This window comes from Pseudomonas sp. Leaf59, assembly GCF_920984685.1.
In the GTDB taxonomy this organism is placed as follows: domain Bacteria; phylum Pseudomonadota; class Gammaproteobacteria; order Pseudomonadales; family Pseudomonadaceae; genus Aquipseudomonas.
Genome location: NZ_CAKLBR010000021.1, coordinates 55,249 through 72,311, shown reverse-complemented (window position 1 = coordinate 72,311; position 17,063 = coordinate 55,249). Strand labels below are relative to the sequence as shown.

14 protein-coding genes are annotated in these 17,063 nt (G+C 62.3%); 12 read left to right on the top strand and 2 right to left on the bottom strand.

The window, feature by feature from the left end:
* Positions 1-4: 4 nt before the first annotated feature.
* The 4 genes from LUB09_RS19950 to LUB09_RS19935 all read left to right on the top strand — a co-directional run bounded on the left by LUB09_RS19950 (position 5) and on the right by LUB09_RS19935 (position 3,078).
* On the top strand, positions 5-892 hold the full coding sequence (locus tag LUB09_RS19950) for a 3-keto-5-aminohexanoate cleavage protein (protein ID WP_209985722.1): 888 nt from the start codon (positions 5-7) through the stop codon (positions 890-892).
* 124 nt (positions 893-1,016) lie between these two features.
* Complete coding sequence (locus tag LUB09_RS19945) at positions 1,017-1,982, top strand: L-carnitine dehydrogenase (RefSeq protein WP_231423506.1); 966 nt, start codon at positions 1,017-1,019, stop codon at positions 1,980-1,982.
* 116 nt (positions 1,983-2,098) lie between these two features.
* Positions 2,099-2,590: a thioesterase family protein gene (locus LUB09_RS19940; protein WP_231423505.1), complete on the top strand. Its 492-nt coding sequence runs from the start codon at positions 2,099-2,101 to the stop codon at positions 2,588-2,590.
* Positions 2,591-2,814: 224 nt separating this feature from the next.
* Positions 2,815-3,078, top strand: coding sequence for a hypothetical protein (locus LUB09_RS19935; protein ID WP_231423504.1), 264 nt, complete (start codon positions 2,815-2,817; stop codon positions 3,076-3,078).
* A gap of 95 nt (positions 3,079-3,173) precedes the next feature.
* On the opposite strand, the gene LUB09_RS19930 is transcribed toward LUB09_RS19935, so the two are convergent.
* Positions 3,174-4,274, bottom strand: coding sequence for a GlxA family transcriptional regulator (locus LUB09_RS19930; protein WP_209985736.1), 1,101 nt, complete (start codon positions 4,272-4,274; stop codon positions 3,174-3,176).
* Positions 4,275-4,772: 498 nt separating this feature from the next.
* Complete coding sequence (locus LUB09_RS19925) at positions 4,773-6,149, bottom strand: L-serine ammonia-lyase (RefSeq protein ID WP_209985740.1); 1,377 nt, start codon at positions 6,147-6,149, stop codon at positions 4,773-4,775.
* A 415-nt stretch (positions 6,150-6,564) separates the two neighbouring features.
* On the opposite strand from LUB09_RS19925, the gene LUB09_RS19920 reads away from it, so the two are divergent.
* From LUB09_RS19920 to LUB09_RS19885, 8 genes are all read left to right on the top strand, one after another.
* The gene (locus LUB09_RS19920) at positions 6,565-7,512 is read left to right on the top strand and encodes a choline ABC transporter substrate-binding protein (RefSeq protein WP_060548166.1); all 948 of its coding nucleotides are present in this window, start codon (positions 6,565-6,567) and stop codon (positions 7,510-7,512) included.
* Positions 7,513-7,581: 69 nt separating this feature from the next.
* Positions 7,582-8,427 (top strand): choline ABC transporter permease subunit, encoded by an 846-nt coding sequence (gene choW / locus LUB09_RS19915; RefSeq protein ID WP_015373144.1) that lies wholly within the window; start codon positions 7,582-7,584, stop codon positions 8,425-8,427.
* Positions 8,424-9,602, top strand: a complete 1,179-nt coding sequence (choV, locus tag LUB09_RS19910) for a choline ABC transporter ATP-binding protein (protein ID WP_209985743.1) — start codon at positions 8,424-8,426, stop codon at positions 9,600-9,602. Before choW ends, choV begins: the two co-directional genes overlap by 4 nt.
* Positions 9,603-9,834: 232 nt before the next feature.
* Positions 9,835-10,428: a transcriptional regulator BetI gene (gene betI / locus LUB09_RS19905; protein WP_209985746.1), complete on the top strand. Its 594-nt coding sequence runs from the start codon at positions 9,835-9,837 to the stop codon at positions 10,426-10,428.
* 61 nt (positions 10,429-10,489) lie between these two features.
* The gene (gene betB, locus LUB09_RS19900; RefSeq protein ID WP_209985748.1) at positions 10,490-11,962 is read left to right on the top strand and encodes a betaine-aldehyde dehydrogenase; all 1,473 of its coding nucleotides are present in this window, start codon (positions 10,490-10,492) and stop codon (positions 11,960-11,962) included.
* A 193-nt stretch (positions 11,963-12,155) separates the two neighbouring features.
* On the top strand, positions 12,156-13,850 hold the full coding sequence (gene betA, locus LUB09_RS19895; RefSeq protein ID WP_209985752.1) for a choline dehydrogenase: 1,695 nt from the start codon (positions 12,156-12,158) through the stop codon (positions 13,848-13,850).
* A gap of 296 nt (positions 13,851-14,146) precedes the next feature.
* Positions 14,147-15,589 carry a TldD/PmbA family protein gene (locus LUB09_RS19890; RefSeq protein ID WP_231423502.1) on the top strand — a complete coding sequence of 481 codons (1,443 nt, stop codon included), beginning with the start codon at positions 14,147-14,149 and terminating at the stop codon, positions 15,587-15,589.
* A complete protein-coding gene (locus LUB09_RS19885) occupies positions 15,589-16,905 on the top strand; it encodes a TldD/PmbA family protein (RefSeq protein ID WP_231423501.1) in 1,317 nt (438 codons plus the stop codon). The genes LUB09_RS19890 and LUB09_RS19885 overlap by 1 nt, the downstream gene beginning before the upstream one ends.
* The last annotated feature ends 158 nt before the right edge of the window (positions 16,906-17,063 follow it).

Genomic DNA, 17,063 nt, shown 5'->3' with positions numbered 1-17,063 from the left:
CCCCATGAACCACGACGTCATCATCACCTGCGCACTCACCGGTGCTGGCGACACGACCAGCCGCAGCCCCCACGTGCCGGTCACCCCCAAACAGATCGCCGCCGCTGCCGTGGAGGCCGCCAAGGCCGGCGCCACGGTGGTGCACTGCCACGTACGTGATCCAGAGACCGGCAAGTTCAGCCGCGACGTGGCGCTGTACCGCGAAGTGATGGAGCGCATCCGCGAAGCCGACATCGACATCATCGTCAACCTCACCGCCGGCATGGGCGGTGACCTGGAGATCGGCGGCGGCGAGAACCCGATGGCATTCGGCCCCAACACCGACCTGGTCGGCCCGCTGACCCGCCTGGCCCACGTCGAAGAACTGTTGCCGGAGATCTGCACCCTGGACTGCGGCACCCTCAATTTCGGCGATGGCGACACCATTTACGTGTCCACCCCGGCGCAATTGCGGGCCGGCGCCAAACGCATCCAGGAACTGGGCGTAAAAGCCGAGCTGGAAATTTTCGACACCGGCCACCTCTGGTTCGCCAGGCAGATGATCAAGGAAGGCCTGCTGGATAACCCGCTGTTTCAGCTGTGCCTGGGCATCCCCTGGGGCGCGCCGGCCGATACCACCACCATGAAAGCCATGGTCGACAACCTGCCGACCGACGCGGTGTGGGCCGGCTTCGGCATCGGCCGCATGCAGATGCCGATGGCGGCGCAGGCGGTGCTGCTGGGCGGCAACGTGCGGGTGGGCCTGGAAGACAACCTGTGGCTGGACAAGGGTGTGCTTGCTACCAATGGCCAGTTGGTGGAGCGCGCCAGCGAGATCCTCAGCCGCCTGGGTGCGCGGGTCCTCAGCCCCGCCGAGGGCCGAATCAAGATGGGTCTGACCAAACGCGGTTAAAGAATGTGGGAGGGGGCTTGCTCCCGATAGCAGTGTGTCAGCCAATAAATCCATCAACTGACCCATCGCCATCGGGAGCAAGCCCCCTCCCACAAGGGATTAGCGAACTCTTTAGGAATGTGCCATGAGTTTTATCACTGAAATCAAAACCTTCGCCGCCCTCGGCAGCGGTGTTATCGGCAGCGGCTGGGTGTCCCGCGCCCTGGCCCACGGCCTCGATGTGGTGGCCTGGGACCCGGCCCCCGGTGCCGAAGCGGCCCTGCGCAAACGTGTCGCCAACGCCTGGGGTGCCCTGGAAAAACAAGGCCTGGCACCCGGTGCATCCCAGGGCCGCCTGCGCTTTGTGCCAACCATTGAAGAGTGCGTGAAAGACGCCGACTTCATCCAGGAAAGCGCCCCGGAACGCCTGGAGTTGAAGCTGGAATTGCACAGCAAAATCAGCGCCGCAGCCAGGCCGAACGCCTTGATCGGCTCCAGCACTTCGGGCCTGTTGCCGAGTGAGTTCTACGAGGGCTCGACCCACCCGGAGCGTTGCGTGGTCGGGCACCCGTTCAACCCGGTGTATCTGCTGCCGCTGGTGGAAGTGGTGGGCGGCCGGCACACCGCGCCCGAGGCCATCCAGGCAGCGATCAAAGTGTACGAATCCCTCGGCATGCGCCCGCTGCATGTGCGCAAGGAAGTCCCCGGGTTTATCGCCGACCGACTGCTCGAAGCGCTGTGGCGGGAGGCGTTGCACCTGGTGAATGACGGCGTGGCTACCACCGGTGAGATCGACGATGCGATTCGCTTTGGCGCGGGGTTGCGCTGGTCGTTCATGGGCACGTTTCTCACCTACACCCTGGCGGGCGGCGATGCCGGTATGCGGCACTTCATGGCACAGTTCGGCCCGGCGTTGCAGTTGCCGTGGACTTACCTGCCCGCACCGGAATTGACTGACAAGCTGATCGACGATGTGGTCGATGGCACCCGCGATCAGTTGGGCAAACACAGCATTTCGGCGCTGGAGCGCTATCGTGATGATTGCCTGCTGGCAGTGCTTGAAGCGGTGAAGAGCACCAAGGCAAAACACGGCATGACCTTCGCCGAATAACCCAATGTGGGAGCGGGCTTGCTCGCGAAGGCGGTGTGTCAGGCAACTAATTTGCTACTGATGTACCGCATTCGCGAGCAAGCCCGCTCCCACATTTTTGACCGAGTACAAACCCCATGCCCGTACTGAAAACCTATACCACCAACATCCAACAGGACTGGGTGGACTACAACGGTCATCTGCGCGATGCGTTCTACCTGCTGATTTTCAGCTACGCCACCGACGCGCTGATGGACACCCTGGGCCTGGACAGCGACAACCGCGAAGCCAGCGGTCACTCGTTGTTCACCCTGGAGCTGCACCTGAACTACCTGCACGAAGTCAAACTCGGCGCCGAGGTGCAGGTGCACACCCAACTGATCGCCTTTGATGCCAAGCGCCTGCACCTCTATCACAGCCTGCATTGGGTGGGCGACGAGAAGGAGTTGGCAGGCAACGAGCAGATGCTGTTGCACGTCGACCTGGCCGGCCCGCGCGCGACGCCGTTCAGCGAGGTCACATTGGCAAGACTCATGGCCCTCAGCGCCGGGCAGAAGGATCTCCCCAGGCCCGCCCTGCTGGGCCGGGTGATCGGTTTGCCGACAAAAAAAGCCCCGATCCAGCCGTGACTGAATCGGGGCAGAGGTGCCTTGTGTGAGCCATGCATCCCGAGGGTGACCAAACCGTCAAGCTGCTTGCCTGGGTGCAGTGTGCCGGTTCATGCGCTCGCCACCTGCCCCCAAAACGACACCCTCATAGCCATTCGAGGCATTCGGGCATTCTGCCCTTGCCGAGCGGTCGGGGGGCTACCAGAATCCGAGTCAATCCAGCTCCGTTAACCAGGGTAAACGTCATGATGCACGCGGATTTGATTGACCAGGATGACCTGCTGAGCCAACTGCGCTCGCTGGGTTTCGACGTGTCCAGCGGCGCCAGCGCCGAGCAGGCCTGCGAGTGTGCGGTGCGCGGTTTGAGTGACGAGCGGGCGAAGGCGCTCCAGAGGATGGTTGAGCGGATGTATGGCGGCAGTGCGACGATCCTGCCAGCGGTGAGGCAAGCGATTGACAAGCAGCTGTTGCCGGCCTTGATGCAGTTCAAACAGAACGCCGGCGCCTGACAGAGCGCTATCGGGAGCAAGCCCCCTCCCACATTTTGAATTGTGAATACCTTCAAATGTGGGAGGGGGCTTGCTCCCGATACAGGCGACGCGGTCTACAGCCTTACACTGGCAAACGTCGACTCATTGCGCGCCTGGCTCAACGCCGACATCGGCCCCGACAACGGCGACAACAGCGCCTGCGGAATCGGCAGCATCGCCACCTGCTGGGTGGTGTTGGAGCCGACGCGCTCATCGCGTGGCGGAATGCCGAAGTATTCGCGGTAGCACTTGGAGAAATGCGGCGTGGACACAAACCCGCACACCGATGCCACTTCGATGATCGACATCGGCGTTTGCTTGAGCAACTGCCGCGCACGGATCAGGCGCAGTTTGAGGTAATAGCGCGACGGCGAGCAGTGCAGGTATTTCTGGAACAGCCGCTCCAGTTGGCGTCGCGACACGGCGACGTACACCGCCAGTTCATCCAGGTCGATCGGCTCTTCGAGGTTGGCTTCCATCAACGCGACGATTTCCTGCAGCTTCGGCTGGTTGGTGCCGAGCATGTGCTTGAGTGGCACGCGCTGGTGATCCTGTTCGTTGCGGATGCGTTCGTAGACGAACATTTCGGAGATGGCCGCCGACAATTCACGGCCGTGGTCGCGGCTGATCAGGTGCAGCATCATGTCCAGCGGCGCGGTGCCGCCGGAGCTGGTGAAGCGGTTGCGGTCGAGGGTGAACAGGCGCGTGCTCATGGCCACGCGCGGGAAGGCTTCCTGCATCGACGCCAGGCACTCCCAGTGCACGCTGCAATCGAACCCGTCGAGCAAACCGGCACAGGCCAGCGCCCAACTGCCGGTGCACACCGCACCCAGGCGGCGCGACTGGCGCGCCTGGCTCTGCAGCCACGACACGTGCTCACGGGTCACGGTGCGCTGGATGCCCACGCCGCCGCACACAATGACGGTGTCCAGGGCCGGGGCTTTGTGCATGGAGGCATCGGGCGTGATTTGCAGACCGTCGCTGGCCCACACCTGGCTGCCGTCGGCACTCAGGGTGGTCCAGCGATACAGTTCGCGACCGGACAGCTGATTGGCCATGCGCAGCGGTTCCACCGCCGACGCCAGGGAAATCAGCGTGAAATTGTCCAGCAGCAAAAAGCCGATGGATTGAGGCGCACGGTTCTGGGGTTGGGCCCCTGAGTTGAACGACGTCATCGCGGTATCTCCTCACACAAAGCAGTTGATGGCCTCAGGCGAGGCTCTTGTTATTGCGCTCTTCATCCATAAAGAAGAGAGGCTTTGAATTGCTAGAGCAAATGCCGTGCCTGAATTTGAATGCCTATTCAATAAATCCTGAAAACGACCTGTTGACGCGTCTATACAAGCCCACGCAGGGAGTCCGGGATAGGGCTGAAAAAGGCGCTCGTTCAAAAGGGGTGAGCAGATCGGTAGCACTTGTGGGAAGGCGCTTTGCGGGCGTAGGAGTAGTCTGTCACCCCATGCGCAGGTGACGGGTCGTTAAGGGGGAAGTCGTTCGCTAGCTACTTATCTATTTGCGACGCGCTAAAAGGTGGCGCTTTTGGGGCCGGGTGTTCACTTTATGAGCAGCTTTGTTTGAACCACCGCTATCGGGAACAAGCCCCCTCACACATTTGAAGGTATTCACAATTCAAAATGTGGGAGGGGCTTGCTCCCGATGCAGGCAACTCGGTCTCAGCACTCAACCGCGCTGACCGCCAAGCCACCGCGCGACGTTTCCTTGTACTTGTCATGCATGTCCGCGCCGGTATCACGCATGGTGCGGATCACCCGGTCCAGGGAGATAAAGTGCTGCCCATCGCCACGCAGGGCCATTTGCGCGGCGTTGATCGCTTTCACTGCGGCAATCGCATTGCGCTCGATGCACGGCACTTGCACCAGGCCACCCACCGGATCGCAGGTCAGACCAAGGTTATGCTCCAGGCCGATTTCGGCGGCGTTGCACAGTTGCTCCGGGGTCGCGCCAAGAATCTCCGCCAGCCCGGCGGCGGCCATGGCGCACGCAGAACCCACCTCGCCCTGGCAGCCGACTTCGGCGCCGGAGATCGACGCGTTCTTCTTGCACAGAATCCCCACCGCCGCAGCGCCGAGCATGTAGTCGACCACGTTGGCTTCGGTGACGTCTTCGCTGAATTTCATGAAGTAGTGCAGCACTGCCGGAATGATCCCTGCCGCGCCGTTGGTGGGGGCGGTGACCATGCGCCCGCCGGCGGCGTTCTCTTCGTTGACCGCCAGGGCGAACAGGTTGACCCACTCCATGGCGCTCAGGGTCGAGCCGATCACATTCGGTTTGCCCAGCTCTTGCAGGCTGCGGTGCAACCTGGCCGCACGGCGCCGCACATTCAGCCCGCCGGGGAGGATGCCTTCATGCTTGAGGCCCTGCTCCACGCAATCCTGCATGGCGCGCCAGAGCTTCATCAGGCCGCTGCGGATTTCCTCTTCGGAGCGCCACACCTTTTCGTTGGCCAGCATCAGTTCGGCGACGCGCAGGTTGTGGGTCTTGCATAACTGCAACAACTCGGCCGCGCTGGAAAAATCATAGGGCAGCTCGGTGCGGTCCATGTCGGCCACCCCGCTTTGCGCCTGGGCCTCGTCCACCACAAAGCCGCCACCCACCGAGTAGTAGGTGTCGCGGTGCAATTCGCCGTGCTGGTCAAACACCACCAGGGTCATAGCATTGGGGTGAAACGGCAGGTTTTCGTCGAGCAGGCGCATGTCCCGCGCCCACACGAAGGGCACCGGCAAACGCCCGTCGAGCAGCAGCGTGTCGGTTTCGCGCAGGGTGCTGATGCGGATGCCGATCTGCGACGGATCAATCGCGTCCGGCCACTCGCCCATCAGGCCCATGATGGTGGCGGTGTCGCTGCCGTGACCGATGCCGGTGGCCGACAATGACCCGTACAGCTGAACTTCGACGCGGCAAACCTGTTCCAACAGGTCACGTTCACGCAGTGTCTGAACGAACAACGCCGCGGCGCGCATGGGGCCGACGGTGTGAGAACTCGAAGGCCCGATGCCGATCTTGAACAGGTCGAAAACGCTGATAGCCATTAACGTGAAACTCCTCGGTGGACACAAATCGGACACCCGGGAGCTGCTACGCTCAGATCGCCCAGATGGCGGCATCATCAGGCTTTTGTCCGCCGTCACGGCGTCTCACACCGACGCAACCATGCTCACCAGCGTCGCCTGCGTGCAATCGCCTGTTTTGGCCGTTTTTTGCGGTGCGCAAGGCTGAAAACTGCGGTTTTGCCTTGGGAAAAATCTGTAAGCGACGTCACCAATACTGGATACGACCCTCCCTGTACTGGATACGACGCCCCCTGTAGGCGTCAGATTTTCACTGGTACATGATCAGTCCCGACTCGTTTGCAAGGCACCGTGCCAGAGCTGCATCGCACGCTCCAACCGCAACACCTATAAAGCGCGGCGATTGCCGCCAGAAAAAACACAGGAGTCTAGCCCTATGAAAGCTTCACCCTCGTTGTTGTTGGCCGCCATGCTGAGTCTGCCCGTCATGACTCACGCTGCAGAACCGGAACAGTGCAAGACCGTCAACTTCTCCGATGTCGGCTGGACCGACATTACCGTCACCACCGCGACCACCAGCGAAATCCTCAAGGGCCTGGGCTACAAGCCGCGCACCACGATGATTTCGGTACCTGTGACCTACAAGTCGCTGGCCGACGGCAAGAACATGGACATCTTCCTCGGCAACTGGATGCCGACCATGGAAAACGACATCAAGCAGTACCGTGATGCCGGCACCGTGGAAACCGTACGCGCCAACCTGGAGAACGCCAAGTACACCCTGGCCGTGCCGGAAGCGCTGTACAACAAGGGCCTGAAAGACTTCGCCGATATCGCCAAATTCAAGGACGAGCTGGACGGCAAGATCTACGGCATCGAGCCTGGCAACGACGGCAACCGCACCATCCAGACCTTGATCGACAAAGACGCCTTCGGCCTCAAGACCGCCGGTTTCAAAGTCGTCGAGTCCAGCGAAGCCGGGATGCTTTCGCAGGTGGAGCGCGCTGCCCGGCGCGACAAGGCCATCGTGTTCCTTGGCTGGGAACCGCACCCGATGAACACCCGCTTCAAAATGAAATACCTGACCGGGGGGGATGATTCATTCGGCCCCAACTACGGCCAGGCCACCATCTACACCAACACCCGCAAGGGCTACACCCAGGAATGCAGCAACGTGGGCCAGTTGCTGAAAAACCTGGTGTTCAGCCTCGACATGGAAAGCACCCTGATGGGCAAGGTCCTGGACGACAAACAGAAGCCCGACGCCGCCGCCAAGGCCTGGCTGAAAGCCAACCCGCAAGTCCTCGATACCTGGCTCGCCGGTGTCACCACCGTCGACGGCAAACCCGGGCTCGACGCCGTTAAAGCTTACCTCGCCAAATAACCCCCGCTGACCCCGGGCCGGTGCGCTGGCCCGGGATGTTTTCCCCTTCGCATGTGGACATTCACTACCATGCTGACTGAACAGAAAATCCCACTAGGCCAGTACATCGCTGCCTTCGTCGAATGGTTGACCGAACACGGTGCCAACTACTTCGACGCAATCGCATCGACACTGGAAACGATGATCCACGGCGTGACGTTCGCGCTGACCTGGTTCAATCCACTGGCATTGATCGGTCTGATTGCGCTGCTGGCTCACTTCATTCAACGCAAATGGGGACTGACTGTCTTCGTCATCGTCTCCTTCCTGCTGATCCTCAACCTGGGGTACTGGCAGGAAACCATGGAAACCCTCGCGCAGGTGCTGTTCGCCACCCTGGTCTGCGTGGTCATCGGCGTGCCGCTGGGCATTGTTGCCGCGCACAAGCCGATGTTCTACACCATGATGCGGCCGGTACTCGATCTGATGCAGACCGTACCGACCTTCGTCTACCTCATCCCTACCCTGACCCTTTTCGGGCTGGGTGTGGTGCCTGGCCTGATCTCCACGGTGGTGTTCGCGATTGCCGCGCCCATCCGGCTGACCTACCTGGGCATCCGCGATGTACCGCAAGAGTTGATGGACGCCGGCAAGGCCTTCGGCTGCTCGCGCCGTCAGTTGCTCTCGCGCATTGAACTGCCCCACGCCATGCCGAGCATTGCCGCCGGTATTACCCAATGCATCATGCTGTCGTTGTCGATGGTGGTGATCGCCGCGCTGGTGGGCGCCGACGGCCTCGGCAAACCGGTGGTCAACGCACTGAACACCGCCGATATCGCCCTGGGCTTTGAAGCGGGCCTGGCGATCGTGTTGCTGGCCATCATGCTCGACCGCATCTGCAAACAACCCGAAGCCAAAGCAGGGGGTGATGCATGAGCATTATCCGATTCGACAAGGTCGACGTGATCTTCTCCAAGGACCCACGCGAAGCGCTCAAGCTGCTGGACCAGGGCATGAGCCGTAACGAGATTCTGAAAAAAACCGGGCAGATCGTCGGCGTGGAAAACGCCAGCCTGGATATCCAGAAAGGCGAAATCTGCGTGCTGATGGGCCTGTCGGGCTCCGGCAAGTCGAGCCTGCTGCGCTGCATCAACGGCCTCAACACCGTGAGCCGTGGCCAGTTGTTCGTCGAGCATGAAGGCCGCCAGATCGATATCGCCTCGTGCACACCCGCGGAGCTTAAGATGATGCGCACCCAGCGCATTGCCATGGTGTTCCAGAAGTTCGCCCTGATGCCCTGGCTGACGGTGCGCGAAAACATCAGCTTTGGTCTGGAAATGCAGGGTCGCCCGGAGAAAGAGCGCCGCAAGCTGGTGGATGAAAAACTCGAGCTGGTGGGCCTGACGCAATGGCGCAACAAGAAGCCGGACGAGCTGTCGGGCGGCATGCAGCAACGTGTGGGCCTGGCCCGTGCGCTGGCGATGGACGCCGACATCCTGCTGATGGACGAACCTTTCTCCGCCCTCGACCCGCTGATCCGCCAGGGCCTGCAGGATGAACTGCTGGAACTGCAGCGCAAGCTGAACAAGACCATCGTGTTCGTCAGCCACGACCTGGATGAGGCGCTCAAACTGGGCAGCCGCATCGCGATCATGAAGGACGGCAAGATCATCCAGTACAGCGTGCCCGAAGAGATCGTGCTGAACCCGGCCGATGACTACGTGCGCACCTTCGTCGCGCACACCAACCCGCTGAACGTGCTGTGCGGCCGCAGCCTGATGCGCACGCTGGACAACTGCACGCGCGTCAACGGCTCTGTGTGCCTGGACCCGGGCGGCGACTCGTGGCTGGACCTGGCCGAAGGCAATACCATCCAGGGCGCGCGGCAGAACGGCGTGGTCATGAATCTGCAGAACTGGGCGCCGGGCCAGGCCGTGGAAAGCCTGGAGCGGGTACCGACGCTGGTGGATTCCAATATCGGCATGCGCGATGCGTTGCAGATTCGCTACCAGACCGGCAACAAGCTGGTGTTGCATGACAACCACAAGGTGGTAGGCATCCTCGGAGACAGTGAGCTGTACCACGCCCTGCTGGGCAAAAACCTGGGCTGACAGACACTGCACAACAACCTGTGGGAGGGGGCTTGCTCCCGATAGCGGTGTATCAGCCACAGAGGGTGTGGCTGGCAGCCTGCCATCGGGAGCAAGCCCCCTCCCACATTTTTTTGCGCCGATTCCAGTCTGTGATTTTTTATTGATTGAACGTTCAATCAAAACAAAATAGACTGCCCCTCAAGCCGATGGCCGCATTTGGCCCATCAGCGGCCTAAGGAAGAGGTGAAACATGCCCAAGGTCGGTATGCAACCCATACGCCGCCAGCAGTTGATCGAGGCCACATTGACGGCCATCGACCAGGTCGGCATGGCAGACGCCAGCATTGCGCTGATCGCGCGTCTGGCCGGGGTGTCGAACGGCATCATCAGCCACTACTTTCAGGACAAGAACGGCCTGATCGCGGCAACCATGCGTTACCTGATGAACGTGCTGATCGAGCGCGTCCAGGAGCGCCGACAGGCGTTGGAAGACGACAGCCCCCGTGCACACCTGCAGGTGATCATCGGCGGCAACTTCGACGCCAGCCAGGTCAGTGGCCCGGCAATGAAAACCTGGCTGGCCTTCTGGGCCGCCAGCATGCACCACCCGTCATTGCACAGGTTGCAGCGGATCAACGATCACCGCCTGTATTCCAACCTGTGCTGCCAGTTCCGCCGTGTGCTGCCGCTGCCCGAAGCACGCAGCGCAGCCCGCGGCCTGGCGGCCCTGATCGACGGTTTGTGGTTGCGCGGCGCCCTCTCGGGAGACGCTTTCGACACGGCGCAGGCGCAGCGGATCGCTGACGAATACATGGACTTCCAATTGGCCAAGCAGGCGAGCTAGCGCACCAACACGCGCTCAACTGCCAAACGCGCCAACCCATTAATGCACATGCGAGGACTTTATGGCCCGTTTCGAAACGCAAAAACTCTACATTGACGGCGGCTACAGCGACGCTGGCAGCGATGCCACCTTTGAAGCCATCAACCCGGCTAACGGTGAAGTTCTCGCCCACGTGCAACGCGCCACCTTCGATGACGTCGAGCGTGCCGTGGTCAGCGCCGAAAAAGGCCAGAAAATCTGGGCCGCGATGACCGCCATGGAGCGTTCGCGCATCCTGCGTCGCGCCGTCGATATCCTGCGCGAGCGCAACGACGAGCTGGCCGCCCTGGAAACCCTGGACACCGGTAAAGCCTTTTCCGAAACCCAATTCGTCGACGTCGTCACCGGCGCCGACGTGCTGGAGTACTACGCAGGCCTGGTGCCGGCCATCGAAGGCGAGCAGATTCCGCTGCGCGACACCTCGTTCGTCTACACCCGCCGCGAACCGCTGGGCGTGGTGGCCGGTATCGGCGCGTGGAACTACCCGATCCAGATCGCCCTGTGGAAATCCGCACCGGCCCTGGCCGCCGGCAACGCGATGATCTTCAAGCCCAGCGAAGTCACCTCGCTGACCACCCTGAAACTGGCCGAGATCTACACCGAAGCCGGCGTACCGGCAGGCGTGTTCAACGTACTCACCGGCAGCGGCCGCGAAGTCGGCACCTGGCTCACCGAGCACCCGCGCATCGAGAAAGTCTCGTTCACCGGCGGCACCGACACCGGCAAGAAGGTGATGGCCAGCGCTTCCAGCTCATCGCTCAAGGAAGTGACCATGGAACTGGGCGGCAAGTCGCCGCTGATCGTGTTCGAAGACGCCGACCTGGACCGCGCCGCCGACATCGCAATGATGGCCAACTTCTACAGCTCCGGCCAGGTGTGCACCAACGGCACCCGCGTGTTCGTGCCCAAGCAGCTGCAATCGGCGTTCGAAGCCAAGATCCTTGAGCGTGTGGCGCGCATTCGCGTCGGCGACCCGCAGGACGAAAACACCAACTTCGGCCCGCTGGTCAGCTTCGCCCACATGGAAAGCGTGCTCGGCTACATCGCCAAGGGCAAAGAGCAAGGCGCACGCCTGCTGTGCGGCGGTGAGCGCATGACCGAAGGCGACCTGGCCAAAGGCGCCTACGTCGCCCCGACTGTGTTCAGCGATTGCACCGACGACATGGTGATCGTGCGTGAAGAAATCTTCGGCCCGGTAATGAGCCTGCTCACCTACGAGACTGAAGAAGAAGTGATCCGCCGCGCCAACGACACCGACTTCGGCCTGGCTGCTGGACTTGTGACCAAGGACCTGAACCGCGCCCACCGCGTGATTCATCAACTCGAAGCGGGCATCTGCTGGATCAACGCCTGGGGCGAGTCCGACGCGAAGATGCCGGTGGGCGGCTACAAGCAATCGGGTGTGGGCCGCGAGAACGGGATCAGCTCGCTGAACAACTTCACCCGCATCAAATCGGTACAGGTTGAGCTGGGCGACTACGCCTCGGTGTTCTAAAACCGGGGGCAATGCCCCCCCTGTGGCGAGCGGGCTTGCCCCGCGCTGGGCTGCGAAGCAGCCCCATTCCAGCCCGGCACAGTCTTTTCAGATAGAACTCCAGCGCTGATTTTGCGACTGCTGCGCAGTCGAACGGGGGGCAAGCCCCCTCGCCACAAAAGCAGCCGAACCCAATTTTACGAGGGTGCATCCAATGTCCCAAGAATACGACTACATCATTGTGGGTGCCGGCTCGGCCGGTAACACCCTGGCGACCCGTCTGACCGAAGACGAAGGCGTCACCGTTCTGCTGCTGGAAGCCGGCGGCCCCGACTATCGTCTGGATTTCCGCACCCAGATGCCCGCCGCCCTGGCGTTCCCACTGCAAGGCCGCCGCTACAACTGGGCCTACGAGACCGATCCCGAGCCACACATGAACGGGCGCCGGATGGAATGCGGTCGCGGCAAGGGTCTGGGCGGTTCCTCGCTGATCAACGGCATGTGCTACATCCGTGGCAACGCAATGGACTATGACAACTGGGCCAAATTGCCGGGCCTGGAAGACTGGACTTACCTCGACTGCCTGCCGTACTTCCGCAAGGCCGAAACCCGCGACATCGGCCCGAATGACTGGCACGGCGGCGACGGCCCGGTCAGTGTGACCACGCCCAAGGCCGGGAATAACCCGCTGTTCAGCGCCATGGTCGAAGCCGGCGTGCAGGCCGGTTACCCGCGTACCGAAGACCTGAACGGCTACCAGCAGGAAGGCTTCGGCCCGATGGACCGCACCGTCACGCCCAACGGCCGTCGCGCCAGCACTGCGCGCGGTTACCTGGACACCGCCAAGAAGCGTTCGACCCTGACCATCGTCACCCACGCCCTCACCGACAAGGTGCTGTTCGAAGGCAAACGTGCAGTGGGCGTGCGTTACCTGATCGGTGCCGCCGAAGAACGCGTTGAAGCCCGTGCCCGTAAAGAAGTATTGGTCTGCAGCGGCGCAATCGCTTCGCCGCAACTGCTGCAACGCTCCGGCGTCGGCCCGGCCAAACTGCTGGAGAGCCTCGACATCCCGGTGGTCCACGACCTGCCCGGTGTCGGCGAAAACCTGCAGGACCACCTTGAGCTGTACCTGCAATACGCGTGCACCCAACCGGTGTCGCTGTACCCGTCGCTGCTCTGGTACAACCAGCCGGCCATCGGTGCCGAGTGGCTGTTCAACGGCACCGGCATCGGCGCCAGCAACCAGTTCGAAGCCGGCGGCTTCATCCGTTCGCGTCCGGAATTCGAATGGCCGAACATCCAGTACCACTTCCTGCCGGTGGCGATCAATTACAACGGCAGCAAGGGTGTGCAGGAGCACGGTTTTCAGGCGCACATGGGCTCCATGCGTTCGCCAAGCCGTGGCCGTGTGCAGGTGAAGTCGAAGAATCCACGGGACTACCCGAGCATCCTCTTCAACTACATGGCCTCGGAGCAGGACTGGGAAGAATTCCGCGACGGCATCCGCCTGACCCGCGAAATCATGCAGCAGCCGGCGCTGGACCCTTACCGTGGCCGCGAAATCAGCCCGGGCATCGAGGTGCAAACCGATGAACAGCTCGACACGTTCATCCGCGAGCACGCCGAAACGGCCTACCACCCTTCATGCTCGTGCAAGATGGGCACCGACGAGATGGCCGTGGTCGATGGCGAAGGCCGCGTGCATGGCATGCAGGGCCTGCGTGTGGTGGATGCGTCGATCATGCCGATCATCACCACCGGCAACCTGAACGCGCCAACGATCATGATCGCCGAGAAAATCGCCGACAGGATCCGCAACCGCCAGCCGTTGCCACGCAGCACTGCCGACTACTACGTGGCGGGCGATGCGCCGGTGCGCGGCAAACCGCTGCGTGAGATTGCGCAGTAACTGATACCCCTTGTGGCGAGCAGGCTTGTCCTGCGTTGGGCTGCGCAGCAGCCCCAAAACCAGACGCTGAGCCGTATCAGGTACACCGCGTTTTGCTCGATGGGGGGCGCTTCGCACCCCAACGCGGGGCAAGCCCGCTCGCCACAATAAGCCCACACATTTTCCTTAACTGAACGGCATCAGGGCTTGCCACAACGGTGCACCTGCCACAAAGCACTGCCTTTCCTTGATCAGCTCCCCAGCCCAGGCCTACTCTGTTCGCCTGCCCGCGCTGAGCCGCCCACAAGGAAGGCCCCATGTTCGACCACCACGCCACACTCAAACAGCACTTCAACGCCCTGCGCACCACCGCCGACTTCTTCTCGCTGCGCTATGTACGCGAATCCGGCCAGTACCTCTCGGTCCGCAAGAACGTCGCCGAACCGCCGCACCTCAGCCACGACGAAGGCGCCATGCTCACCGTGCGTCTCAACGGCGTGCAGGCCTACGCCGCGACCAACGACATCTCCCTCGCCGGCCTGCAAGCCGCCCTCCAGCGCGCCGAACAGCAAGCCCGCCAGATCAAGCCCCATGCCCTGCTCGACCTGCACCAGCAGCCGGTGTCCAGCGACGTGGCCGATTACCTGTCGCCCAATCTCGAGCAGGCCTTCCCGTCCCTCAGCGACTGCTACCAATTGCTGGGCGATGAATCCGCCGCCGTGCCCAGGGACGAGCGCCTGGTGAGCTGGGATGTGAGCCTGGGCCTCACCCACGTCGAGCAGATCTACCTCAACAGTGCCGGCGCCGAGCTGCGCCAGGCCCAGCGCTTTGTGTTCCCCGGCGTCAACGTCACCGCCTTTGATGGCCACGACAGCCAGACCCGTACCCTGGGCGGCAGCAACTTCGGCCAGCAGGGCGGCTTCGATGTGATCAGCCGCTTCGGCCTGATCGGCGCTGCGCCACGCGTCGCCGATCAGGCGCTGCAACTGCTGCTCGCGCCGAACACCCCCCAGGGCCCGCGCGACCTGCTGTTGATGCCCGACCAGATGATCCTGCAGATCCACGAATCCATCGGTCACCCGCTGGAACTCGACCGTATCCTGGGGGATGAGCGCAATTACGCCGGCACCAGTTTCGTCAAGGCCAGCGACTTCGGTCACCTGCAATACGGCTCGCCGCTGCTCAACGTGACCTTCGACCCGGACATCCCCGAGCAGCTGGCCAGCTATCACCATGACGATGACGGCACCCGCGCCAGCAAACAATTCCTGATCCGCGAAGGGCTGCTGCTCAAGCCTTTGGGTGGCGCTTTGTCGCAATTTCGCTCGGGCCTGCCAGGCGTGGCCAACAGCCGCGCCAGCGGTTGGAACCGCCCGCCCATCGACCGCATGGCCAACCTGAACATCGAGGCCGGCGACCAGAGCCTGGCGCAGATGATTGGCGCCATCGAGCACGGCATTCTGATGTCGACCAACCGCTCCTGGTCCATCGACGATGCGCGCAACAAATTCCAGTTCGGCTGCGAATGGGGCCAGTTGATTGAAAACGGCGAACTCAAGGGCGTGGTGAAAAACCCCAACTACCGGGCCATTTCCGCGCAGTTCTGGCGCAACCTCAGCGCGGTGGGCGACGCCAGCACGTTCCAGGTATTGGGCACGCCCAACTGCGGCAAGGGCGAGCCCAACCAGGTGATCCGCGTCGGCCATGCGTCGCCGGCCTGTGTGTTCAGCAACGTGGATGTATTTGGGGGAGATGCCTGATGAACGATTTCAAGGCATTGGTGCAGTGGCTCCAGCAAGCCGTCACCGACAATGAACAATTTCACCTGGGCTACGCGGCCGAGTCGTCCGAATTCGTGCGATTCAACCACGCCGAGGTACGCCAGGCCGGGCATGTGCAGCAGGCCAGCGTGAACCTCAAGCTGATCAGCGATGGCCGGCATGCCGACCTCGGCATCACTCTGGCCGGCTCGCCGGCACTGGATCGCCAGCGCCTCGCCGATGGCCTGCAACAGTTGCGCGAGACCTTGCCGTTGCTGCCACAGGATCCTTACCTGCTGCTCAATCAGGAGCCTTGGCAAAGCCACAATGAACACGTGAGACCGCTGCCGGACCTGGCCCGCGTGCTGGAGGAGATCAGCCAGGCCGCGGCCGACGTTGACCTGGTCGGTTTCTACGCCGCAGGCCCGATCAGCCGTGGCTTTGCCAGTTCGAACGGCGCGTTCGGCTGGCATCAGGCCAATAGTTTCAACTTCGACTTCAGCCTGTTCCACGCCAACGGCGAAGCGGTAAAAGCCAGCTACGCCGGGCACACGTGGGACAGCGCCGAATTCGCCGCGCGCCTGCAGCAGGCGCGCGCGCAGTTGGCGTTCCTCGATCGCCCGCTGCACCCGCTGCCGCCCGGGCAATACCGCGCCTACCTGGCACCGGCGGCACTGGAAGAAATCATCAGCATCATCACCTGGGGCGGTTTTTCGGCCCAGGCCATCGCCAGCAAAGGCAGCTCGCTGCAAAAGCTCTATGCCGGTGAACAGCCGTTGAGCCCATTGGTGACCGTCACCGAGCAGATCAGTGGCTCGCTGAGCCAGGCGTTTTCCACCGAGGGTTACCCGCGCAGTGATGTCACGTTGATCAAGGCCGGTGCTGCCTGCGACCAGTTGGTGAACTCGCGCAGCGCCGCCGAATATGGCCTGCCCGCCAACGGCGCCAGCAGTGATGAATCCCCCAGCGCCCTGCAGATGGCGGCGGGCACGCTCGCCCAGGCCGATATCCTCAAGCAACTGGGCACCGGGCTGTACATCAGCAACCTGTGGTACCTGAACTACTCCGACCTGCCGGCGGCGCGCCTCACCGGTATGACGCGCTTCGCCACGTTCTGGGTGGAGAACGGCGAAATCAAGGCGCCGGTCAGCACCATGCGCTTTGATGACAGCGTCTACAGCCTGCTCGGCTCGCAGCTGGAAGCGCTCACGGCAGAGCGGGAATTGCTGTTGTCGCCGAGCACCTACGGCCAGCGCAACACCGCTTCCAATCTACTCCCGGGTGCGCTGGTCAAACGCCTCACCCTGACCCTCTAATCCTTGGGGGACGGGGCTTGCTGCCGGTGGCGGCGTATCAGTCATGCATGCGGTGACAGACACACCGCCATCGGCAGCAAGCCCTCTCCCACAGTGTCCTGCGTTGCTTCTGACATCTCCTTCCGAACTTGCATGACTCCCCGTGCAGCCTGTTGTCG

Bases quoted from the DNA above. Each gene is read 5' to 3' on its own strand.
- LUB09_RS19945 (WP_231423506.1), top strand. From the start codon at position 1,017: ATGAGTTTTATCACTGAAATCAAAACCTTCGCCGCCCTCGGCAGCGGT.
- LUB09_RS19920 (WP_060548166.1), top strand. From the start codon at position 6,565: ATGAAAGCTTCACCCTCGTTGTTGTTGGCCGCCATGCTGAGTCTGCCC.
- betI (WP_209985746.1), top strand. From the start codon at position 9,835: ATGCCCAAGGTCGGTATGCAACCCATACGCCGCCAGCAGTTGATCGAG.
- betB (WP_209985748.1), top strand. From the start codon at position 10,490: ATGGCCCGTTTCGAAACGCAAAAACTCTACATTGACGGCGGCTACAGC.
- LUB09_RS19885 (WP_231423501.1), top strand. From the start codon at position 15,589: ATGAACGATTTCAAGGCATTGGTGCAGTGGCTCCAGCAAGCCGTCACC.
- LUB09_RS19930 (WP_209985736.1), bottom strand. From the start codon at position 4,274: ATGACGTCGTTCAACTCAGGGGCCCAACCCCAGAACCGTGCGCCTCAA.
- LUB09_RS19890 (WP_231423502.1), top strand. From the start codon at position 14,147: ATGTTCGACCACCACGCCACACTCAAACAGCACTTCAACGCCCTGCGC.
- LUB09_RS19925 (WP_209985740.1), bottom strand. From the start codon at position 6,149: ATGGCTATCAGCGTTTTCGACCTGTTCAAGATCGGCATCGGGCCTTCG.
- LUB09_RS19935 (WP_231423504.1), top strand. From the start codon at position 2,815: ATGATGCACGCGGATTTGATTGACCAGGATGACCTGCTGAGCCAACTG.
- betA (WP_209985752.1), top strand. From the start codon at position 12,156: ATGTCCCAAGAATACGACTACATCATTGTGGGTGCCGGCTCGGCCGGT.
- LUB09_RS19940 (WP_231423505.1), top strand. From the start codon at position 2,099: ATGCCCGTACTGAAAACCTATACCACCAACATCCAACAGGACTGGGTG.
- choW (WP_015373144.1), top strand. From the start codon at position 7,582: ATGCTGACTGAACAGAAAATCCCACTAGGCCAGTACATCGCTGCCTTC.
- LUB09_RS19950 (WP_209985722.1), top strand. From the start codon at position 5: ATGAACCACGACGTCATCATCACCTGCGCACTCACCGGTGCTGGCGAC.
- choV (WP_209985743.1), top strand. From the start codon at position 8,424: ATGAGCATTATCCGATTCGACAAGGTCGACGTGATCTTCTCCAAGGAC.